Raw genomic sequence first — 23,314 nt, forward strand, 5'->3', positions numbered from 1 at the left:
TCAGTTAATTAGACTGTGAATTTTGCAATATCAGCAGATACCCCGTCGGCCAATTGTTTGACTTTATGACCCGTTTGTAAAGTTTCTTGGCTGCCACTGCCGGTTTCCTGCGAGACGGCACTGATGTTGACCATAGAGCGCGATACCTCCTCTGCTACAGCCGCTTGCTCAGTAGTCGCCGAGGCAATTTGGTTATTCATGTCATTAACCAAAGCCACTTCTTTCACCACTTGAGCAAGGTTGTCACCCGTTTTACCCGCGGCTATCACACTGTTTTTAGCCGCTTCACGTCCCTTCTCCATCACGTTAGCAGCCGTATTTGCACTGGTTTGCAGCTTTTCTATCATTTGCTGAATTTCTATGGTCGAGTTTTTAGTACTGTGGGCCAAACTTCTTACCTCGTCGGCTACGACCGCAAAACCACGACCGGCCTCACCGGCTCTTGCAGCTTCAATCGCCGCATTTAGCGCGAGTAAATTAGTTTGCTCAGAAATGCCTGAAATGACATTCAGTACTTCGCCAATCTCACTCGAGCCTTGCTCCAGTTCAGTGACCACGCCTGCAGCATTCTCCACCTGTTCAGACACCAGGTTAATGGAGTCCAAGGTATCATTGATTAAGCTGCTCGCTTCTGTCACTACATCATTGGTTTGCTGAGTCGCCTGCGAAGCTAAAGCCGTACTTTGCTCAACTTCCTTTACCGCCAGCGTCATTTGCTCTACGGCACTGACCACGGAGTCTACGTCTAGCATTTGCTTTTGCACGCCTTTATCCGTTTGTTCGGCAATGCTACTAAGAGAGTCAGAAGATTGCTGTAAATCTTCCAACGAACGAGTGACTTGTTGTAAAAAACCCTGAAATGCATCAAGCATCACGTTTAATTCTTGCCCCAACACTCCCATGTCATCTTTAGCTGTCACGCTCACTCTTTGTGTCACGTCACCTTGGGCAATCTTTTTGGTCAAGTCTAAGATATGAGTTAAAGGGCTGGTAATTGAGCGAATAATGATAAATGAGATTGCCACCAGCACCGACAAGATCACTAAAAATGTGATGCCTTTATTGACCAAGCGGGCTTCAAATAATGCGTCTACATCATCGAGGTATACGCCCGTTCCTATGATCAAATCCCAAGCCCTAAATTCACTAGCATAAGACAGTTTCGCGTCCGGTTTACCGCCTGCACGCTTTGGAAAAAAGTATTCTAAATACCCTTGCCCACCGCCATATCGCACTTGTTTTAAGATTTCTTGATAAACGTAAGTGCCATAGCTATCTTGAGTACTTGCGACGTTCTCACCAATTTTTGATGAACCTTTTAAACTGGCTTTGAGGGTATAGTCATCATCAAATACAAAGAAGTAACCGTGCTCGCCATATTGCATCTCGGTTAATTGAGCGATGGCTAGTTGCTGTGCTTGCTCTGCACTCAGCTGACCCGACTCTTGTTGCTGATGATAATACTCAAACACGCCTAAGCTTGTCTCAACTTGATATTTTAACTGGCTTTTTCTTTCCGACAACATCGCTTCTTTAAGTTCAGAAGCGCCAAACCAAGCCATCATCAAAATGGCTAAAGCAGCAATAGTTACCAATAAAGTGATTTTAACTTTGACAGACAGGTCGTAGAAATACTGCATCGATCTTCCTTGCATGTGATAATGGAAACCATTTCCATTTATAGTCTTCACAAAAAATATATCAGATCGATTTGTTGACTAAAACATGACCTCATTTTGCCTTTGATAAAATAAGATATTAATTTGATATTTATTTTCAGGAAATCGTCTAGCACTTAGGAAGTACGGCATTACAACCGCCTGTTCATTCAAAAGTATTAAGATATAAAATCGGTATAAAATTGCGAGCCAGCCATTTTAATAACCAATACATCACTATAACTCTATGAAATAGGTTTCAAGTAAAAGGTTAAACGCAATAAGTCGCAGAAAAGCAGAGAAAAAATGAAAGCGCTAAATGGCACAAACCCAACCATTTAGCACAAGAAAATCACCACGCTAATCGGTACTCACAAATTGTGAGGGTAAAACGAAGCCAAACCGACTACCTTGATTTGGCTCGCTGTCGATCAATAATTCACTTTGGTGGTGACTAAGTGCGTGTTTCACAATCGATAAGCCTAAGCCTGAGCCGCCGGTTTCACGGGAACGGGCTTTATCCACCCGATAAAAACGCTCAGTTAATCGCGACAAATGCTCTGGCGCGATGCCTGGTCCATCATCTTGCACGTAAAACTCTGCACCCTCTCGGCAAGGTTGCCACGACACCACAATATTGCCCTCTGCCGGCGTGTAATACACCGCGTTGTATACTAAGTTGGAAATGGCGCTGCGTAATTGATCGCTATCACCACAGGCAAACAATTCAGTGGCAATATTAAAGCTAAATCCATGTTGCTTATCACCCGAAAGCGCCACAGCTTCAGCTTCAATAATATTGAGCATTGCAGGCACATCGACTCGCTCGTCTAAGCTGACATCGGGCGTTGCTTCAATCCGCGACAAGGTTAATAACTGCTCGACTAAAGAGTCCATACGAGTCGTTTGCTCAGCCATCACGTGGTGCGCTTTACCCATCATCCCTTGGTTGGCATCAGGTACATCTTCCAACATTTCAAGGTAACCTTTTAACACGGTGAGGGGCGTTCTCAATTCATGAGATACGCTAGACACAAAGTTTCGGCGCATCGACTCAAGTTGCCGAATAAGTGTCACATCACGGGCCACCAGCATATTCTGTCCTGAGGTATAAGGCATAATACGCAGTTCCAGTAACTTTTCGGCATCCACCGGAGAAACAATTTCTAGTGGCTCACTAAAGTCGCGGCCTTGCATATACTCAATAAACACAGGGGTGCGGATCAAGTTGCCAATATGCTGACCCGAGTCTTCGGGCCAACGAAAGCCCAAAATGGCTTCGGCTAAGCGATTACACCAAATAATGCTGCCGTCGGTTTTATAGACCACCGCCGCATCTGGCAGTGCCTCTGCACCTTCACGAAAGCGCCGAATAACGTTGGCTAATTCTTTGCGTCTGACTCGGTTACGTTTTTGCATCTTGTAGATGCCATTAAAGACGATTTCCCAACTGCCCTTACCGGAAGGAGGGATCATACTGCGATCGTGCCACAGCCAATCGGCGAGTTTCTTTTGGTTGTTGTAGTGCCAAAACAACAAGACACCCGTCGCAACCAAAAGCAATAAAAGGACTTCTCCGGTGAGCAGGCCTACCACGATAAAGGGTAAGTAAAATAAGGCCAGTCGGCCTGCTAATACCATCCAAGAGAAAGGTTGTAACATTAAGCCTATTCCTTAGGACTTACATTCGGGTAGAGAATCGATATCCTGCACCACGAACGGTTTGAATGAGTTTGTCATGGCCATCTTCCGCAACCGCTTTGCGCAGGCGTCGGATATGCACATCAACGGTCCTGTCTTCAACATAGACGTTGGTGCCCCACACATTATTCAGCAGCTGTTCACGACTGTAAACACGCTCTGGGTGAGTCATAAAAAAGTGTAATAACTTAAATTCGGTTGGCCCCATGTCCAACGGGTTATCATTGGTGCTGACACGATGAGAAACAGGGTCAAGTTTTAAACCTTGTACTTCAATCACGTCATCTAACGACGTTGGAGATACCCGGCGCATCACGGCTTTTAAACGCGCCATTAGTTCTTTAGGCGAGAATGGTTTGGTGATGTAATCATCCGCACCCACTTCTAAACCACGAATTTTGTCTTCTTCTTCGCCTCTAGCGGTCAGCATCACCACTGGAATTTGGCGAGTAATCTCATCTTGCTTTAATTGCTTAATAAGCTGAACACCAGATCCCCCTGGCAACATCCAATCAAGCAAGATCAGATCTGGGTACGGCTCAATGACTTTTTCCAAAGCAGAGTCAAAATCTTCGGCTTCAATGGCTTCATAGCCCTTTTGCTCCAAGACAAATGTTAACATTTCCCTGATTGGCGCTTCATCTTCCACTACAAGTATTCTTCTTGGCATCTTTTTACTCTAACATTTCTCAGATGGTGGCATTATTGGGCGTTTGTATGACACTTATATGACATCAAATAGTTTTTTTACACATTTAAGAAATTGATCATTCGCTGACTAACGCCTAGCCAAAAGAATTAAACCGCTATTGAATTATACGTTTAATTGGTAACAAGTTAACCTTTTATTAATGCTATGTGGCTGCCTTCCATGGTTTTATTAATACTGATCCGGGTTGATATTTGTTCTTTCATTTCAGTCACATGTGAAATAACCCCTATCATTTTACCGCTGCTTTGTAGGTCAACTAAGGTTCTAATCGCTAACTCTAGTGATTCTGAGTCTAAACTACCAAAGCCCTCATCAATAAATAAGGTGTCTAGCTTGATGCCCCCCGCGTACGCTTGCACCACATCGGACAAACCTAAGGCCATGGATAATGCCGCCATAAAGCTTTCACCACCACTTAAAGTGGCCACACTGCGCATTTTTCCGGTGTAAGCATCTTCCACTTCTAGCTCAAGACCCGACGCTTTGTTACCTTTGGCTTTGTCATCTTTTCGTAATAAACGATAGCGCCCTTTACTCATTAAGTGAAGGCGTTGCGTGGCAGCCAGTAATACGTCATCCAGTAAAACGCTGAGTACAAAGCGCTGCAAGCTGATTTTATTGCCTGTTTTACCATTGGCCACGTCAGCTAAAGTACCAATCACTTGGTATTGCGCTTCCAGCTCATTTTGCTGTTTCGTCAAATCTTGCAGTTGTTGTTGCGCTTGACTTAGTTGTTGCAGATCGCTGCATGCTTGCTGCCAAGCATTATCAGCTTGCTGTTTTAACGTTGAAAACGAGGCTACTTGCTGGGTTAATGCTTCAATGTCTGGAGAGCTTTGCCCTGACAGCTTGTCTTGCAGCTGACTCAGTTGCGCAGTGAGTTGTTGCCAGTGAGAGTCAAAGTTTGTCAATTCAGCTTTAATGCTTTCAACGTCGTTGTCCTTGGCTAGTAAGCTTTGCAGTTGCTTAATAGACTCCAGCTGATTGCTTGCAATACTTTGCTCTAATGCTGCTTGGCTCAACTCGGCTTGCTGTTGCACGCTTTTCAGCTGACCTTGATGCGTTTCTAGCTGAGCGGTATATCGCGTATGTACTTGCCGCGCTTGTTCAGCTGCTTGCTGCGCCCGAGTAATCTGCTCTTGTCGCTCAGTAATACCTTGGTTTAAGCGTGCTTGTTGCGATAATAATGTTTGCTCTGAACGATAATTTTCAGGCAATTGCTCGCTCATCTGGCTTTGCTTAGCCATGGCCGAAGTGTGCGCGTGCAGACTCGTTTGTTGAGCTTGTTGTTGCGACTTCAGATTTTGCCTTAGCTCGGCTTCTTGTTGCTGACTAGCTGCGAGTGTTTGCGCTAACTGCTGCGCACTTTGATGCGCTGAACGCGCTTGTTGCAATTCATCTTCTGCCTTTGCAAAAGCTTGTTGTAAAACCTCTAAACTCGAGTTAACAGCATCACCGCATTTATCTTTAAAGCCTTGGTTCTGCGTCGCCTGTTGTTGGCATTGTTGTTGCAAAACTTTGTATTGACTGCGCGCCTCATGCAAAGCCTCTTGGGCCATCTTGGCATTTTTTTCGAGCTCATTGAGTGCTGCTTCAGTAATCGCATTCGCCTTTAATTGTGCCGGCTCAGGGTGTTCAACACTGCCGCACACTGGGCAAGCCAAATCGGCTTGTAAGCTTTGCGCTAAAATTGCAGCCTGGTTTTGATGCCACTCCATTTTACCCAGTTGCCACCGCTGATAACTTTGATCCGCTTGTTGTTTCAACGCTTTACCATCAGCTTTAGCTTGCGAGAGCGTTTGTGCTAACTGCTGGTAGGTTTGCAAACCTTGCTGCCACATCGAAAAGTGCTCAAGTTGCTGGCTTAACGCTGTGACCTTTTGTTGCAAAGGCAATTGCTGTTGCCCATATTCATTTAATTGAACGGCCTGAGCCTGATTTTTCATTCTTTGTTCAAGGCATTTTTCCAGACGTGTTTCGGTCTCTACCACCGCCTTTTTGGCCAGTTCAGCTTGTTGCTGACTATCGGCTATTTGTTGAGATAAACTTTGCCATTGAACAATCAGAGGCTGGTAAGTATTGATTTGCTGCAGCTTTGCTTTGTCTTGATCTAACACTTGTTGCCATGTTGGCACCTGTTCAAGTTGAGCTTGCGCCTTGTTTAATAACGTTTGCAGTTGCGCCAATTTAGCTTGCCATTGTGTTTGAGCCTCTTGTAACTCTGCCAGCTCTTTTTGCTTTAGCTGCCACACCTCTAATTCCGGCTTCACTTTTATGGCAACTTCTAACAAAGAAAGTCGTTCTTGCAGCTGTTGCATTGCACCCTGCTGAGCTTGCAAGGCTTGCTGTTGCGTAAGCTTTTTTCCTAATTCAGTAAAGTCCTGCGCTAATATTTTGCCACCCTCAAGCGCTTTAGTTGCTTGCTGTAACGCTTGTTCTTGCTGCTCTTTGGTTTGCTGGCGCTGTTGCATATCATGTTTAGCTTGCTCTACAACTTCAGCTAACGCCTGTTCGGGGGCAAGCTGCAATGTCTTTTCTACCCCGAGTTGCTGCTGCTTTAGTGCGTCCACCTGCTGCTTTATCTCACTGGCTTGGCTTTTCAGTTTTTCTTCAATCAAGCGGTAACTGTGGGTCTGAAATAGCTGACTAAATATCTTTTCGCGTTGCTTGGAATCAGCCATCAAAAGTTGGCGAAATTTACCTTGAGGAAGCACCATTACTTGACGAAATTGATCTGCGTCCAAGCCGGTTAGCGCCTCTATTTCTTGTGTCGCTTGGGACACTTTGGCCGCTACTATCAATTGCTCAGAGCCATCTTCTAATAAGCGGTAAAGCTGGGCTTCAGGCTTTTGTGTCGTCGTTCCGTCACCACTTTTTTTAACCCTTTGCTGCTCAGGTACTCGGCGAATACGATACCTTTTAGTCGCAAGCTCAAATAAAAACTCTACTTCCGTTAAGGTATCAGCTGAAGCAAGATCACTGCGCATATGCCCAGACTCTCGTTCGTCTCCAGTGCTTTTTCCATACATGGCAAAACACATCGCGTCTAAGATACTGGTTTTACCAGCACCTGTTGGTCCATTAAGAAGAAATAATGGATTCTCACCCAGCGCGGAAAAATCTATCTGCTCTGTTCCGGCAAAGGGGCCAAAAGCAGTCATGGTTAAGGTTATAGGGCGCATGGTTTAATCTTTTGACTCGTGAAGGGATTGAATAAGGTTTTGAACGCAATCTTGTTGTTGCACACTCAACGTACTGCCACTGACTTGCTCAAAAAAGTCACAGAACATATTGAGCTCACCTTTTTGAATATGCTCGCGATTTACTTTCACGCTCTGGTTTTGCTGCATTAAACCCATGCGCTCAAGATGCAACACGTTGGGGTAAGCTTGGCGAACTTTTGCCATCGCATCTAAAATGGCGTGGCTATCCGTTAATCGCACCATCACATAATCTTGATTGGCAGGATCGCTTGGGCCTTCTTCTAACAGCGTAGCTAAGTCCGTTTCGATAATACGTACATCACGCGCAGGTGTAAGCGGCAGCAATTGCCAATCCACACCACCATCGGCGTCAAATTCAACCAAGGTAACGCTTTTGTGTTGGTGTTGCTCACTAAATGAATACTTTAGAATTGAACCGCTGTAACGAACGTGCTTTGCGCCTTTGTACTGTGGCCCATGCAAATGGCCTAACGCAACGTAATCAAAATCTTGCAGCAGTTGTGGTGAGATTTTATCGGCGCCACCAATACTCAAAGGTCGTTCAGACTCTGACTCAGAGCCACCATCTATAAAACAGTGACTGATTAATATATTGCCTGCGGCCGAGTTATCTCGTTGACAATGCTCCAACACCGTAGCCATGGCTTGTTCGTGAGAGGCACATTCTGAGCTAAATACCTGGCGTGCGGTAGCGGGGTCAAAATATGGCAACGCCCAAAAGTGGTATTCTGAACCGCCTTGGCCTGGCAACACGATAGGGCAAATCGTTGCACTTAAAGGGCCAACAATATACAAGCCACTGGCCTGCATTTGCTTGGCTGCAAAACTTAACCTTTCGTGGCCATCGTGATTACCCGCAATCATAATGACTTTTACCTTTAGCTCATCCAGTAAGCGCGTCAATACACGGTCAAGCAGAGCCACTGCTTGTGCAGGTGGCACTGAGCGGTCATAAATATCACCGGCAACGATCACCGCATCAACCTCATGCTCAGCCGCAAAGGCAATAATTTGCTCAAGGACGTGGGCTTGATCTTCCAGTAGTGACTGGTGGTGGAGCTGGCGACCTAAGTGCCAATCGGAGGTATGGATAAATTTCATGGGGCAGTCGAGAACGCTCCGTTAAGTCAATGGCAACATGAATGAAATGTGGCGCAGTTCAGTGATTCAAATGATCGCAACAGAAAAGCCAATGCAAATGGCTGCATCTTATAGAAAATAGTTTATCATGGTTTCACTTCGTGCAAGGCATGCGTTCAACGTATCGCTGATTTTCTCCGTTAGCAAATAAGTGAATCAAAACTATGTGGTTTAAAAACCTGCAAATTTACCGTTTTACTCGTCCATTTGAACACTCTATCGAGGCGTTAGAAACCACTTTAGCGGATTTCACCTTCAGTCCCTGTGGTTCCCAAGATATCTCCAAATTTGGTTGGGTGAATGCCATGGGAAAAATGGGTCAAACCTTAACCCATGGCGCCGATGGTCACATTCTTATTTGCGCTAAAAAAGAAGAAAAAATGCTACCCGGCCCAGTAGTCAAAGACATGGTGGAAGAGCGAGCACTCGCGCAAGAAGAGCAAAATGGCCGTGCCTTAAAGAAAAAAGAAAAGGATGCGCTAAAAGAAGACGTGATCATGGAGCTACTGCCACGGGCCTTTAGCCGAACGTCACAAACTTTCGCTTGGATTGCGCCTAAGTCCAACCTTTTGGTTGTTGATGCCTCTAGCGCTAAAAAAGCCGATGATTTACTGGCATTACTGCGCAAAGCCCTAGGTAGCTTACCTGTGGTGCCTTTGTCTTTAACCACTCCACCTGAGCTCACTATGACCGACTGGCTTAACGAAGGAAATATTCCGGCCGGCTTTAACGTTGAAGATGAAGCCGAGCTGCGCAGCGCCTTAGAGCATGGCGGTATCATTCGTTGTAAGCAACAAGACCTTAGCTCAGACGAAATTAAAGCTCACCTGGATGCAGATAAACTCGTGACCAAGCTCGCGCTAAATTGGCAGGAGAATATTTCCTTTATCTTAGGTGAAGACATGGCCGTGAAGCGCTTGAAGTTTTCAGATGTGTTGCGAGAAGAAAATGAAGACGTTGACGCTGACGACTTTGCAGCCCGTTTTGATGCCGATTTTGCGCTTATGACAGGTGAATTATCCAACTTTATCCCCGCCCTAGTGGAAGCATTAGGCGGCGAAGAAACTAAATAGTCTCAGTGACTGCCTTTAAACGGTCGCCGCTATGCCAGCATAACGGTGACCGTTTAAAGTGTTTGTACGCATTCAACCTAACGACCCACCTCTATACCCTCCATGTTTGCTGCCAAGAATTAAGGGCGACAAGGAATAGCAAAGTCAACGTGATAATGCTCATCGTGGCGCACCCAAGAACGTTTCTTAGAAAACTGAATATGCTGCCTTAAGTAGCTGCCATGAGCCGTATTCATCAGGTTAGGTTGCAGTTGCGGGTCAAAAATCACTCGCCATAAGTTATAACCCCGTTGGCGTGCTTGGCGGTGTAAGGCAACAATGTGGGCCGCCATGGCTTCATAATCTATGGTTAAACCATCGTATTGACCTTGCTGGTCAAACTCAATGTTATAGCCAAACTTATTAAATGCATGGGTGGGCAAATGCACCGACTTTCCTTGGTCATTTTGCACTGGGGTCATAAAGTCTACCGACAAACCATTTTGATGGGTTTTATGGGGACGAAACTTGCCCCCTTGTTGGAAGCCTGTTTCAGCATATTTAAATACCTTTTCAGGTGCAGATTTAGCAAGCTCGTCGTAGGCCGCCAGCATAATTTCGCGCACCTGTGAGTGTACATAAGTACGACCAACCCAGCCTGCAACCCTGCTGTAGCTTTCAAAATTTGCCCCAGAAACAGGTAAAGCAACGCCCCCTTGTAACGAGCCATTACTGGTAGTACCAAAGCACTGGCTAGTTGCAGCATGAGCCTGAGCACTCAACAACAAAGTAATAATAAAAACGTATCGAGTCACCTCCCCCCCCTTTAAAAGCCTACTCGGCCCCAACAATATGAGGGAGAGTACAATAACAAACTTTTCCAGCTCATCGGAGCTAGTAGCAACTGCAATAAACAAAAAAATGACGACTGACTTAACCCCAAATAGAAAGCATGACGTTTGTAAGACCTGTAACAAGTATGCGCTCATTCAAACTTCTTAAAGTCTGGCTGTACATTTAATGATTGGGCAATAGAATCACCAAATAAAAATCAAGTAAAGATGAAACCAAGCTGTCTCATGATAAGGGAAAGCTGATATAACAAGGATGTGAAAATGACTACTAAGCTATTTCAGCTTCTGCTTACGTTGAGCATTGCACTTGCAAGCACTCCTAGCCTAGCAAAAAAGATATACAAATGGGTTGACGAAAATGGCGTCACTCATTACAGCGATAGCACCCCGGTAAATGTAGTAAAAACAAAACAACCAATAGATCATGTCAATATTCAAGAAGACCTGCCGTCTTCCAATTTTCAAGGCGTTTCCCGTCATACCAGTAAAACCCGCGTAACCACTGCGCCTAATACCTCAAAAAAGAAAAAAGGCAAAGATCCCGCGATGCAATGCTACAACGCCATAAAAAACCTTACATCTGCTATGAAGTCACTAAAAGCTAAAGCTAAAAAAACTCATATGGCGCGAGGTATGAAAGAAAATGAGTTTGAGAAAAAATATAGCGACGCAATGAAAAAAATTCCTCAAGCTAAAGCGAATTGCGTAAAAGAATATAACTCAGGGAGCAGTTTTGAGATTGATTGCCTCGCAAATCTCAGCGAGCCTGAGGATATGAGATATTGTATGTATAGCCGTCGCATGAGCGGAATGTCAGGATTTTAAGCATGACAGATAAGCAATTTTTATCCTACCTAAAAAAGGTCAAACTCCCTCTTCTTTTGGTTCACACATTGCTATTGATTGGTGTTACAGGGTGTGTCAATTCGTTGTATTTCTCAATACAAGAAAAAGCGGCTTCCTGGCCACTTTATTGTGTGGCAATTGCACTAATTTGTTGGGTATTGCTGCAATATAAGGTCGAAAAAAGCCATGACTAAACAATATGCGCTTAGCTGCAAAGGTGAAATTGTTAAAGGGAAGGATAAAGGGGACGTCATTTTTGCTTTAATGGACAAGCTCAATTTAGCCCAAGATAAGGCCGAACGACTGCTGTCCAACAAGGCAGTAACAATCCTTCGTGCAAGTGAAATGACTCAGTTAAAAGTGACTCAAGAAAGGCTATTAAAGCTCGGCCTCATAACACATATTAGCCTACAACCAACTTCCAACTATCTTCAGGCCCACTTAAGAGATACCAGCAGCCTAGAAGATAATATTTTAAAAAAAGTGCACCAAGCTAAGTACTCCCTCAGTAATGAAGGCTTCAATCAACTCATTTTTAATTCTAAAGCCGAATTTGATGTTAGTTCAGAGCCTCGGAAAAAGGAGCTCTCCTTTAAACTACTACGTAAGACAGCATTTTTCAGTCAAAGCGCGGCTGGGCTTCTCGCCATGCTCTCAAGCTACTTCATTATGCAGCACTTGCTGAAAACATCTATTACGACCATTTTGCCTGCACACATAGCGACCATGATCGGCCTATTATCTCTTGGTACCGTCTTTTTAGTGATTAACGCATTATTCAATGCCAACCATGTGTATGTTAGCAACCATCGCTCAGGTATATGGTGCCGCTCAACTTTTTGGAGCTCCCCACTGCATATGGTTTATCAAGTGTACGACCAAGATGGTGATATTTTGGGCCAGATACGCCATGGTTATGGCCTTAAAACTTGGACTTTTTGTGATGAAACCGGAGTTGAGCTTTATCGCTGTGAATATGAATGGGGCCATGATGAAAAAGTCTCAGAACTGGCTGAAGAAATGCGTGATGAACTTATTGACTTTGACTACTTTACACAATTAGCTGACATCGGGCGACGCTTATTACGCATGGCCGGAATTAATCTAAAAGACGAGCAAGAAAGCAAGGCTGCTTGGGTCGTTCGCGACATAGCAGGCTCAGAGCTTGGTAAGTGGTCTGGACAAGAGGATATTACCATCGAAGCAGGTTGCCTTAACCAACAAGAGCTACACCTGGTTGTTTTTTTTCAGTTACTGATGGCAGGTAAAACAGTATGACCGACGCTAACGACAACCACTTTTGTGTCTTAGCAAGTGGTGAATGCTTACCGGGTAAAACGACTCAAAACGTGCGCCAAAAATTACTGAGCCAATGGCAACTATCAGAGCAAGAGTGTGATCATTGGTTAGAGCAAAAACAAGTATTCTTCCGTCAGGGGCTGACTGAGGATGAAGCTAAAATCCTCCAAAATACATTGGAAAATATAGGCCTACAAAGTGAACGAGTGAGTCAAAGAGAGGTAGATATTGAAGCTCCTCAAGGAAATCAAGACGGACTGCTTGCTCAAAGATATTTATCTATCGCGACCACCTTATTATTACTGACTTATATCATCGATAATACCTTGCTAAAAGCGGCTCTTCCTGGAATTGAAAACTTAGATTTTGGCTTTTTTCCGTACCTCTTTAGCATAGCTCTGATGTGTAAAGGGCTTTACCATTTTGCTCATGTCAAAGGCTATTCTGGTTATCTAGGGCTGCTTGGTTTAACTGGGTTATTTGGCTTAGCCATTACATTATTACTGCCTCATCGAGAACTTAGCAGTCGACGAAAAATATTCCAATCATCAACCATTTTTGCATTTTGCTGCCTAGGTTTTGGCGCCATGAGTTTACACAGTTTATTAGGCCATTACCTCTATCAGGATGAATACGTAGCTATCAGTCGCCAATTAGAAACAGGAAGGAATCAATTTCCAAGTCAACAGTTAGATCAACAAGCAACTATTTTTAATACCGAGTGGCAAGAGCTACAGCTTTTTATCGATACTGGGCTAGATAAAATCAGTAGTGAACAGATGCGCCCTCGTTACCAAGCAGCGATGCTCGAGGCCATTGGTGAAGAGGTTGACCATTTATTTATATGGATAAACTACCAAGAATTTTTACATCAAAAAGTTAAAGTGAGTCAATTCCCTTTACCAGAAAAACAGATCAATAAATGGAAACAAGATGTATTTGATAAACTGTGGGCTTTCAGAGAGAACTTTAAGCCAGGTGAGCAAGTTTACACCAGCTTGAGTAAATATTTAGGCCAAGGTGGAGTTCGTTATGAAGACGTAGAAGCCGCCTCTAGCGTTGGGCAGTATTTGGGGAATACTTACAAAGCTATGCAACAAGCAAGCCTCAATTACCTTGTCAAGCATCAACAGTCAGAACAACCAGAGCCCATTTGGCCACTAGACCTAAAAGAGGTTGCATCTCATCAACAAAGGGCCGATGGCCTCAACATTGAAGTTCACCAAGACTCCTTGACGTTCACTTTTACCAAAGGTCCGCTTGCAGGTTTTGCTCCGCTTCATATTGCCGTCATACACCAATATCGCCCAGCTACAAAATGGCAACGAGCTTACAGTTCATATCAATTTAGACAAATAAGTTCAGGTTTTCCTAACCATTTACTCCACTCGTTTGGAGTGCGAACACTCGATAAGCAAATAAACCTAAAACTGGAAGAAAGAAGATACCGACGATGAGGCATTGTGATAATCACGAAAAGGCATTCCGCCTTTTCGTGATTACTGTGGGCTGGAGATATTAACGACACCTTGACGCTCGCTTTTTGAAAACAGCAACACAGCATTGTGCTCGGGCGCTTCTCCAAAAATAATAGCCACATTCATGCCAGGCCAAGTGCTCTGCTCTATATTCTTCAGCGTTTCAGCCAAAGCAAGAGGTTCACCATCATTCAAGGTCAGCGTAGCAAGGCAGTGACTGGTTTTGCAATCGATTCCAAACAAGGTCAAATTTACTTCGCTAAAATCCAGTTCGGTTCGCAAAGTTTCAGCTAGCTCATAACCATCAAGGTGCGGCTCTTGGTAGACATACTGTTTAAAGTGTTGATAAAACGCTTCATCGCCGTGGTGTTGCATAAGCGTCAGAAAATCTTCAGAAAGATCATCGTAATCTTGGTAAAGAGCAAGGTAGCCGTTGCTGCCGGCAACATCATCCTGAGTAAACTCACTGCCATAAATAGGAGCATTTTGATGGTTATTGGGATGCGCAAGGTCAGAATCGGAGGGCAGACGTTCTAACAACTGAGAGAAACTCATTTGACCTGAATATTGCTCCGCATTAGCGGCAAGTAATTGCTGTTCGCTGATAGCAGTACTGGCACTTAGTTGCAACTGAGTATCAACTACCAGGTAGATACAAGCAGACAACACACTCAGACTATAGAACCACTTCATGGGCGTTAGTTACATCCTTGACCAAATAATACTCAATCCTTGTGAGCATAAGGATATGATAACAAATAATTGATAACTTTATGGCTTATTTGATACAAACCCGTCGTGATTTAGGTCAAGTTTTATTGACTCACTGATTCATTACAAAGTATGCGATAGCGCTCATCATTGAAATGATTTAGTGGGATAAAATACTCAGGTCTTGCGCGGCAGGCTTTATCACTATATTTAGCCTGCGAGTTACGCCTCAAACTATCAGCGACGCAGGCCAGGTAATCACTAAGCTCGTACTACGAAGTCATTCATCTCGCGATGTTTTTGATGCCGCCTGCGCCGACTTAACACTGTGTTTAATTTCAAAACCGCGCACTATCACATACGCTATCAGAGCAAAGATAAATACGATTAAGTACATCCAAGCAATACTTTGCAGCGTTTCAATAATGGTGCGATAGACTTCAATCATCCAGCGCTCCGGGGTGAGTGTTAACAGCTTTTGGTCTTTATTATGAGCCGTAATATAGCGCTCTAACTGATAAATCCTTACGCCCCCTGAGATACCAACAACAAAAGTCGCAAACAGGATGTACTTTTGCCAAGCACTGCTAATGGCGTCTTGAATAATACGTTGAAAAATCGCTTTAAGAGGTCGATAAAAGGCCCATGCCACTAACCCCGATACCAGCGAAGCTAGGCCAAAGGTAACCAAAAGTAAAGTGTAAAACATGCGTGAATATGCTCAATAAGATATTGGTATGTCTCGACTTTAGCGCAGGTTTAGAGACTACGCACGCTTTATTTATCTTATCCAAAACGTCAAATATTACGTATCTTAGGGGCTAATAAGCCCCTAACCGTTACCCCAATACGTAACCTTCAATTACTTCGTCATTCGCGCTAACTCGTAATATTGATGGTTATTAAATTCAAACTCTTGGATAACATCAAGCCCCACCTTACCGGTATGGGCGGAATACGATCTCGGATTTACTTTATTAATAAAAGTCACCAAAATGGGGTATCGCAAGGCCATTTGCGACAGCGAATAATTAAAAACCGTCTCAAATACCCCACTGCCCCGCACGGACTTATCAACGCAAACAGGGCCATAGTGATAACTGTTATCAGTCGTCAGTGTTTGCCCTTGATATTCGAGTTGCGGCAGTTGCTGCATCATTTGTGCAAACATCGGCCAACGCGCCCAAAACTCCCAAGATGCAGCCATGGCGTAGGCCACAATTTTTTTGTCTTTGAGTGCAATAAAGATGCCATTCTCAGCCTCAATTAGCTCCATCAAATGCTCATGATCAAAGGCGGTTGAAATAAAACCGTCTTTTTTGTCTTCTTCATCGATGGTATTCGCCTGATAACGAAAGTGTAAGGTTAAGATTTCATCTATTTCTTCAGTGCGGGCGGTACGGTATTCAATACTCATTGTCTATTTCCAAACCTGTTATTGTCTCTGGCTACAACGAGATGGCCAGTCGTCAAACTGGCAATCAAAACCACTGATATGTTGTTATTCACCACGAATATCGGTTGCTTAAAACTGCTTAGCAGCCCCGCGGCAGGTCCATTGGACAAATAATAGTCAACAAAATGGACTGGATAAACATGATATAGATCAATAAAAAAAGCTGAAAACTATCCCTAATAAGAAAGTTACTTAAGTTTAAATAGGTTACGAATTGCAAGGCGGTAAGATTAATATCAATTATTGTTTAAAATATCATTAAGGAACTCACCTAAAATTTTACCTCACTCAATCGCAATTATGGTTGCTGTATAAACATCAGCGACTTAGCCTTCTCGCTTTAACCCCCCTCACCACCTGCCCTCATACAAACCCCAAGCAAGGGATTCAGTAAAAGGTGATAGAGGTAATGAACATGACCTTAAAAATGACGATTATTTCATCTAGCAGAAAGCGTGACCTAGCTAACGGTTACAGCAATGCATCCGATGTTGCATGCCATGACTGAGAGCAAAATAAACACGAATAGATATACAAAAGAGGGCGTCGTGATAGGTTGAGCAAAAGTGGAGAGCCTGTAGCGCAAATTTATCGCACGGCAGTTTGCAGCAGAGACAATAAAAAAGCCCTGAGCATCAGATGCTCAGGGCTTTTAGCGTAAACCATACTAAAACGAGGTTTAAAGATGATTTAAATGTACTCTACTTCGATGATTTCAAACTCTACCGTACCACCTGGCGTTTGAATATTAGCCACATCATCAAGCTCTTTGCCGATAAGACCACGCGCGATAGGAGAGTTAACCGAAATTTGGTTCTTTTTGATGTCGGCTTCATCATCACCCACGATACGATAGGTCACTTCATCATCGGTTTCAGTATTTAAAATGGTCACTGTGCTGCCAAATATCACCTTGCCATTGTTGGCCATTTTCGTGACATCAATAATTTGCACATTCGACAACTTAGCTTCAATTTCTTGAATACGCCCCTCACAAAACCCCTGCTCTTCACGAGCGGCATGATATTCGGCATTTTCTTTTAAATCGCCATGTTCACGGGCTTCTGCAATGGCTTCTATGATTGCAGGACGTTTAACTGTTTTTAACTGCTCCAGTTCATCACGAAGAAGCTCAGCACCGCGGGCAGTCATAGGAAATTGGTTCATAGTTTACAGCCTATATTTTTAGTAAATTTGTTCTGCTGACAACAAATAAAAAGCTCAGCAAGGCGGGGATTGTAATGCAATTGAGAGAATTTTTCACCCTTGTAAATCAAAAAACAGTACCTTACTGGGGGCATGGATTATAAGAAGCCCGTATAGGGTTATGTGCCCACGGCAACTCCTAAGCAGCAACAGCTCAATACTGTAAAGCAACCACCTGAGGGTGAGATCTTAGTCATTAGATCAGTTTTAAACCTCAAAGGTTGCTCATCTCAGAAATTTACTGCAACAGCCAAAAGGCTTATGTAGTTTTCATCAGTTTTTTGATATTTTTCACCTCAATAAAATCAATTTATTATAAATTAAATATGAAGATCATCATTTTTATCGCCATCATCGCCGCCACTTTTTACCTTCACAAAAATGGCTACCTTTTTAAAGAAGAAGTTCAATTCAGCAATTACAATGAATTACTCGCGAAAGTTGAAGAGCAACCTGTAACCATGGAAGAGGTAAAAAAAGGCTCCAACATGTTGGCAACACGTTTATGTAACGATGAGCACTTCCAAGAGACTGGTGGAAGTTCTGTAAAAAAGTGCTTAAAAACCTACCAAAACTTCAAAGGAATGTGTGAGGAGCGTATTTTCACTGAGTTAGAACAACTCATTACGACCAAGGATGAAATAATGAGAATTGCAAAACGCTACGTAGCTTGTGTCGGTATTGAATAAAAGCCATAAAGTACAAGCAACCGCCAAGTCAGTTTTATCTTGAATAAAAAAACCCGAACCTAGGTTCGGGTTTTTGCAGTTAAACGTTTAACGAGATAACTTAACCGTTAATGCGCTTATGCAGCTCTTGTACAGAAGTAACCGTGCCTCTGTCATCAGCCGTGTGCGCTTGACAGGTCGCAAACGCGCCATTGATCGTAGTGGTGTAGTTAACACCGCCACGCAGTGCTGCACGGCGAAGCTGTCGAGAATCTTCTATCGCCTGACGGCCTTCGGTCGTGTTGACGATATAGGTGTACTCGTCATTCTTGATGCGGTCTAAGATATGAGGGCGACCCTCAGATACCTTGTTGACCAAACGAGGGTTAATGCCCGCTTCACCCAGAACCACAGCAGTACCATGAGTCGCATCAATCTCGTAACCCAACTCAATCAGTTTAGCGGCCAGTTTAGCCACCTTCTTCTTGTCTGAGTTACGAACTGAAAGTAACGCACGACCGGACTTAGGCACATCTTTGATTGAACCAAGTTCAGCTTTAGCATAAGCTTCCGCAAACGTGTTACCCACCCCCATTACCTCACCGGTAGAGCGCATTTCAGGGCCTAAGATAGGGTCTACGCCAGGGAATTTGTTAAACGGCAATACCACTTCTTTCACAGAGTAATATGGCGGGATAACTTCTTGGCTAATGCCTTGTGATGCCAAGCTTTGGCCCGTCATTACACGTGCAGCCACTTTTGCTAGCGGTACACCGGTCGCTTTTGAAACAAACGGTACAGTACGAGCAGCACGAGGGTTTACTTCAATCAGGTAAACTTCGTTATCTTTTACTGCGAACTGAATGTTCATCAAACCAACAACACCAAGTTCAAATGCAAGCTTCTTAGCTTGTTCACGCATCTCATCTTGGATTTCAGCGCTTAGCGTGTAAGGAGGCAATGAACATGCAGAGTCACCAGAGTGAACACCTGCTTGCTCAATGTGTTCCATAATGCCGCCGATAACAAAATCGGTGCCATCACAAATCGCATCTACGTCAACTTCAGTAGCATCATCTAAGAAGCGATCAAGCAGTACAGGAGATTCGTTTGAAACAGATACCGCTTCGTTGAAGTAGCGACGTAAATCTTGCTCATCGTATACAATTTCCATTGCACGACCACCAAGTACATAAGATGGACGAACAACCAATGGATAACCAATGCGTTCAGCAGAAGCAACCGCTGACTCAACAGTTGTTACCGTATCATTTTCTGGCTGCTTAAGGCCTAAACGTTCAACTGCTTTTTGGAAACGCTCACGGTCTTCAGCACGGTCAATTGCATCAGGTGAAGTACCAATTACAGGCACACCTGCAGCTTCTAACGCACGCGCCAGTTTAAGCGGGGTTTGACCACCGTACTGCACGATCACACCTTTCGGTTTTTCTACGTGCACAATTTCAAGTACATCTTCAAGCGTAATAGGTTCGAAGTACAAACGGTCTGAAGTGTCGTAATCCGTTGAAACTGTCTCTGGGTTACAGTTCACCATGATGGTTTCATACCCGTCTTCACGAGCAGCAAATGCCGCGTGAACACAACAGTAGTCGAATTCTATACCTTGACCGATACGGTTAGGGCCACCGCCAATAACCATGATTTTATCTTTGTCTGATGGCTGCGCTTCACACTCGTCATCGTATGAAGAATACATGTAAGCGGTAGACGTCGAGAACTCTGCCGCACAGGTATCCACACGTTTATAGACAGGGTGCAGGTTAAACTTATGACGTACTTTGCGCACTTCTGATTCAGAAACGTCGAGAATTTTCGCCAAGCGTTCATCGGCAAAGCCTTTACGTTTCAGGCGGTATAGCGTATCTGCGTCAAGCGCCGCAAAGCCGCCTTCAGCCAGTGCTTTTTCTTCGTTAACTATGTCTTCAATTTGCACTAAGAACCACAGATCAATCTTAGTTAAATCAAATACGTCTTGCGAAGTCAGGCCTAAACGCATCGCATCCGCTACGTACCAAATACGCTCAGCACCGGCATCTTGTAGCTCATGCTTTACTTTGTTAAGCGCTTCAGGATCGTTGAGGTCAACCATAGAGTCGAAGCCTGTCGCACCTACTTCTAAGCCACGTAACGCTTTTTGCATGGATTCTTGTTGGTTACGACCAATCGCCATGACCTCACCTACCGACTTCATTTGTGTCGTTAGACGATCATTAGAGCCAGCAAATTTTTCAAAGTTAAAGCGTGGGATCTTAGTTACAACGTAGTCGATAGCAGGCTCAAACGAAGCTGGCGTAGCGCCACCTGTAATATCGTTTTGAAGCTCATCTAAGGTGTAACCAACGGCGAGTTTGGCTGCGATTTTAGCAATTGGGAAACCCGTTGCTTTAGAAGCCAGTGCCGAAGAGCGAGATACACGAGGGTTCATTTCAATGATAACCATACGGCCATCTTCCGGGTTAATACCGAACTGTACGTTAGAGCCACCCGTTTCTACGCCAATTTCACGCAATACCGCACAAGATGCATTTCGCATCAGTTGGTATTCTTTATCCGTTAGCGTCTGTGCTGGAGCCACTGTGATAGAGTCACCAGTGTGAATACCCATAGGGTCGAAGTTTTCAATTGAACAAACAATGATACAGTTATCATTTTTGTCACGTACCACTTCCATTTCGTACTCTTTCCAACCGATCAAGGATTCATCGATTAAAAGCTCACTAGTAGGAGATAGATCTAAGCCTCGGGTACAAATTTCTTCAAATTCTTCTTTGTTGTAAGCAATACCGCCGCCGGTTCCGCCCATGGTAAATGAAGGGCGAATAATACATGGAAAGCCTACTTGGTCTAATACACCGTAAGCCTCTTCCATATTGTGAGCAATACCAGCACGAGGACACTCAAGGCCGATCGATTTCATTGCTTTGTCGAAGCGGCTACGATCTTCAGCTTTATCAATCGCGTCAGCCGTTGCGCCAATCATTTCAACATTGTACTTCTCAAGTACGCCTTTGCTTTCGAGCTCCAGGGCACAGTTCAATGCTGTTTGGCCACCCATAGTCGGTAAAACCGCATCTGGGCGCTCTTTCTCAATAATTTTTTCAACTACTTCCCAGTGAATCGGCTCGATGTAGGTTGCATCTGCCATTTCAGGATCTGTCATGATCGTTGCTGGGTTAGAGTTCACGAGAATAACTCGGTAACCTTCTTCTCGAAGTGCTTTACACGCTTGCGCACCAGAGTAGTCGAACTCACAAGCCTGACCAATTACGATTGGTCCAGCACCTATGATTAATATACTTTTAATATCAGTACGTTTTGCCATCTGACTTATTACCCTTCCAGTTACGCTTTATATTTTTCAATGAGTTCAATGAAGTGATCAAACAACGGCGCTGCATCGTGTGGACCAGGGCTTGCTTCAGGGTGCCCTTGGAAGCTAAATGCTGGCTTATCAGTGCGATGGATACCTTGTAGCGAGCCATCAAACAATGAATTATGAGTGGCTTTTAGGCTCTCAGGCAAGGTTGCTTCATCTACCGCAAAACCGTGGTTTTGGCTGGTAATCATGACCACATCGCGCTCTTGGTCTTTCACTGGGTGGTTCGCACCGTGGTGACCAAATTTCATTTTCACTGTCTTAGCACCACTTGCTAGCGCAAGTAATTGGTGTCCTAAACAAATGCCAAATACTGGAATGTCTGTTTTCAGAATTTCTTGAATTGCTTCGATGGCATAAGTACAAGGCTCTGGGTCACCAGGGCCATTGGATAAAAACACGCCATCCGGGTTCATTGCTAATACTTCAGCAGCCGGAGTTTGTGCTGGTACCACTGTCAAGCGACAACCACGGTCAACCAACATACGCAGGATGTTGCGCTTGGCACCGAAGTCATACGCAACTACGTGGAAGCGTAAATCGGTCGCGTCAGCAGGTAAGCCGCCGGTAAGGGTCCAGCTGCCTTGTTTCCATTCATGTTGCGCGTCACAAGTAACTTCTTTTGCTAAATCCATGCCTTTCAGACCAGGGAAGGCTTGCGCTTGTTCTAGCGCTTTCGCTTCGTCTAAGTCGGCACCGGCAATGATACAGCCAGCTTGCGCGCCTTTTTCGCGTAAAATACGAGTCAGCTTGCGCGTATCGATATCAGCAATACCGACAACGCCACGGCTGCTTAAATATTCACTGAGTGATTGTTGATTTCGGAAGTTGCTGGCAAGTAGAGGCAGGTCTCGGATGATCAAACCACAAGCGTGGATTTGAGTAGACTCTTCATCTTCGTTATTGGTACCCGTGTTACCAATGTGTGGGTATGTAAGGGTTACCATTTGACGAGCATAAGATGGATCCGTAAGGATTTCTTGATAACCTGTCATTGAAGTATTAAATACAACTTCACCCACTGAGCTACCTTCGGCGCCGATAGAAACGCCCTTAAATACTGTTCCATCTTCAAGAACCAGTATGGCGGAATTACTCAAGATGACCTCCATAAAGCAATAAGTAACAGAAAAACACAAACTTTAAGCTGCAAAAACACCAACTTGATGTGAATATTCATGCAAAATAAAAAATTTGGCAAATTGCGCGCATTTTACAGCGTATCACCTTTGATGGCTAATTAAATTTGAAGGTTTTTATAGAAATTCAAATCAGGGTTAAATTTCGGAGTGAAAATCTCAATTTCGGGGGTAAATCAAGACAAAAGGCTGCGCAGTAAGTGCCTGTTTGGCGAATGGCGTTTTAAGAGATAGAAAAAAGCCGTTATTTTTGAGTAAAAAAAGCGCCAAGCAAGATAAAAAAACAATAGTTTATAGCTACTTTTAACTACTACAAACAAAAAAGGCGCCTAAAGCGCCATTTTAATAAAAATCAGGCCTAACCGAATATTTTTACCAAGCTCAGGGTCAAGGGCAAAGTTGGAATGCCTAATGCTAAGATAAAACCGAAAAAATATTTAATGTTGTAGACTTCTTTGAAGTTCTGATCTGCCATGACTTGCTTCCCTTTTTTGATCTAAATCAATTTTCGAGCGCATATTAGCAAATAATGCTCAGAAAAAAAGCCAAATTTTAGCCAAGTTAATCAGGCTATCGCACCAATCTTTTATTACCTTACTTAGCAAAACGTTCATCTTAGCGTACAAAATTCAGTCCTTGCGCTCATTTTTCAGCCTTCAAAAACACAAAGTGTTTACATAAATGAAACAAACGGACAGAATAACAGATCGGTTGAGATAATTTTGATTATTGACATACCGCGTTTTAGTTAGCCGCTAGAACGAATCCAGCCA

At 43.9% G+C, this 23,314-nt stretch carries 18 protein-coding genes; 6 read left to right on the forward strand and 12 right to left on the reverse strand.

Features of this window, described 5'->3' with window-relative positions; all coding sequences use genetic code 11:
• Nucleotides 1-8: 8 nt before the first annotated feature.
• From D1Z90_RS01015 to D1Z90_RS01035, 5 genes are all read right to left on the reverse strand, one after another.
• A complete protein-coding gene (locus D1Z90_RS01015) occupies nucleotides 9-1,640 on the reverse strand; it encodes a methyl-accepting chemotaxis protein (RefSeq protein ID WP_158587026.1) in 1,632 nt (543 codons plus the stop codon).
• A 378-nt stretch (nucleotides 1,641-2,018) separates the two neighbouring features.
• A complete protein-coding gene (phoR, locus tag D1Z90_RS01020; RefSeq protein WP_119908893.1) occupies nucleotides 2,019-3,320 on the reverse strand; it encodes a phosphate regulon sensor histidine kinase PhoR in 1,302 nt (433 codons plus the stop codon).
• A gap of 19 nt (nucleotides 3,321-3,339) precedes the next feature.
• The gene (phoB, locus tag D1Z90_RS01025) at nucleotides 3,340-4,029 is read right to left on the reverse strand and encodes a phosphate regulon transcriptional regulator PhoB (RefSeq protein WP_119908894.1); all 690 of its coding nucleotides are present in this window, start codon (nucleotides 4,027-4,029) and stop codon (nucleotides 3,340-3,342) included.
• Between the two features lie 167 nt (nucleotides 4,030-4,196).
• Nucleotides 4,197-7,253, reverse strand: a complete 3,057-nt coding sequence (locus D1Z90_RS01030; RefSeq protein WP_119908895.1) for an AAA family ATPase — start codon at nucleotides 7,251-7,253, stop codon at nucleotides 4,197-4,199.
• A 3-nt stretch (nucleotides 7,254-7,256) separates the two neighbouring features.
• Nucleotides 7,257-8,396, reverse strand: coding sequence for an exonuclease SbcCD subunit D (locus D1Z90_RS01035; RefSeq protein ID WP_119908896.1), 1,140 nt, complete (start codon nucleotides 8,394-8,396; stop codon nucleotides 7,257-7,259).
• A gap of 203 nt (nucleotides 8,397-8,599) precedes the next feature.
• Here D1Z90_RS01035 and rdgC point away from each other — a divergent pair, with 203 nt between their 5' ends.
• Nucleotides 8,600-9,508 (forward strand): recombination-associated protein RdgC, encoded by a 909-nt coding sequence (gene rdgC / locus D1Z90_RS01040; RefSeq protein ID WP_119908897.1) that lies wholly within the window; start codon nucleotides 8,600-8,602, stop codon nucleotides 9,506-9,508.
• Nucleotides 9,509-9,627: 119 nt separating this feature from the next.
• Here the strand turns inward: rdgC and D1Z90_RS01045 are convergent, their stop codons facing one another.
• Entirely contained in the window at nucleotides 9,628-10,302 is a 675-nt protein-coding gene (locus D1Z90_RS01045) for a penicillin-insensitive murein endopeptidase (RefSeq protein WP_232525175.1), read from the reverse strand.
• Between the two features lie 300 nt (nucleotides 10,303-10,602).
• Between D1Z90_RS01045 and D1Z90_RS01050 the strand changes: the two genes are divergently transcribed.
• The 4 genes from D1Z90_RS01050 to D1Z90_RS01065 are packed head-to-tail and all read left to right on the forward strand — an operon-like array spanning nucleotide 10,603 to nucleotide 13,943.
• On the forward strand, nucleotides 10,603-11,166 hold the full coding sequence (locus D1Z90_RS01050) for a DUF4124 domain-containing protein (RefSeq protein ID WP_119908899.1): 564 nt from the start codon (nucleotides 10,603-10,605) through the stop codon (nucleotides 11,164-11,166).
• Nucleotides 11,167-11,168: 2 nt separating this feature from the next.
• Nucleotides 11,169-11,381, forward strand: coding sequence for a hypothetical protein (locus D1Z90_RS01055; RefSeq protein WP_119908900.1), 213 nt, complete (start codon nucleotides 11,169-11,171; stop codon nucleotides 11,379-11,381).
• A complete protein-coding gene (locus D1Z90_RS01060; RefSeq protein WP_119908901.1) occupies nucleotides 11,374-12,465 on the forward strand; it encodes a hypothetical protein in 1,092 nt (363 codons plus the stop codon). Before D1Z90_RS01055 ends, D1Z90_RS01060 begins: the two co-directional genes overlap by 8 nt.
• The gene (locus D1Z90_RS01065; protein ID WP_119908902.1) at nucleotides 12,462-13,943 is read left to right on the forward strand and encodes a hypothetical protein; all 1,482 of its coding nucleotides are present in this window, start codon (nucleotides 12,462-12,464) and stop codon (nucleotides 13,941-13,943) included. The genes D1Z90_RS01060 and D1Z90_RS01065 overlap by 4 nt, the downstream gene beginning before the upstream one ends.
• A gap of 42 nt (nucleotides 13,944-13,985) precedes the next feature.
• On the opposite strand, the gene D1Z90_RS01070 is transcribed toward D1Z90_RS01065, so the two are convergent.
• The 4 genes from D1Z90_RS01070 to greA form a co-directional block, all read right to left on the reverse strand.
• Entirely contained in the window at nucleotides 13,986-14,657 is a 672-nt protein-coding gene (locus tag D1Z90_RS01070; protein ID WP_119908903.1) for a hypothetical protein, read from the reverse strand.
• A gap of 298 nt (nucleotides 14,658-14,955) precedes the next feature.
• On the reverse strand, nucleotides 14,956-15,384 hold the full coding sequence (locus tag D1Z90_RS01075; protein WP_119908904.1) for a hypothetical protein: 429 nt from the start codon (nucleotides 15,382-15,384) through the stop codon (nucleotides 14,956-14,958).
• A gap of 153 nt (nucleotides 15,385-15,537) precedes the next feature.
• Complete coding sequence (locus tag D1Z90_RS01080; RefSeq protein ID WP_119908905.1) at nucleotides 15,538-16,092, reverse strand: GNAT family acetyltransferase; 555 nt, start codon at nucleotides 16,090-16,092, stop codon at nucleotides 15,538-15,540.
• A 729-nt stretch (nucleotides 16,093-16,821) separates the two neighbouring features.
• Complete coding sequence (greA, locus tag D1Z90_RS01085; protein ID WP_119908906.1) at nucleotides 16,822-17,298, reverse strand: transcription elongation factor GreA; 477 nt, start codon at nucleotides 17,296-17,298, stop codon at nucleotides 16,822-16,824.
• A gap of 365 nt (nucleotides 17,299-17,663) precedes the next feature.
• Here greA and D1Z90_RS01090 point away from each other — a divergent pair, with 365 nt between their 5' ends.
• Nucleotides 17,664-18,026 carry a hypothetical protein gene (locus tag D1Z90_RS01090; RefSeq protein WP_147378719.1) on the forward strand — a complete coding sequence of 121 codons (363 nt, stop codon included), beginning with the start codon at nucleotides 17,664-17,666 and terminating at the stop codon, nucleotides 18,024-18,026.
• 100 nt (nucleotides 18,027-18,126) lie between these two features.
• Here the strand turns inward: D1Z90_RS01090 and carB are convergent, their stop codons facing one another.
• Together carB and carA are read right to left on the reverse strand one after the other, a co-directional pair.
• Nucleotides 18,127-21,348: a carbamoyl-phosphate synthase large subunit gene (gene carB, locus D1Z90_RS01095; RefSeq protein WP_119908908.1), complete on the reverse strand. Its 3,222-nt coding sequence runs from the start codon at nucleotides 21,346-21,348 to the stop codon at nucleotides 18,127-18,129.
• Between the two features lie 20 nt (nucleotides 21,349-21,368).
• Nucleotides 21,369-22,514 (reverse strand): glutamine-hydrolyzing carbamoyl-phosphate synthase small subunit, encoded by a 1,146-nt coding sequence (gene carA, locus D1Z90_RS01100; RefSeq protein ID WP_198419028.1) that lies wholly within the window; start codon nucleotides 22,512-22,514, stop codon nucleotides 21,369-21,371.
• Between the last annotated feature and the right edge of the window lie 800 nt (nucleotides 22,515-23,314).

This window comes from Motilimonas pumila (genome assembly GCF_003596335.1).
Classification (GTDB): domain Bacteria; phylum Pseudomonadota; class Gammaproteobacteria; order Enterobacterales; family CBDFNC01; genus Motilimonas; species Motilimonas pumila.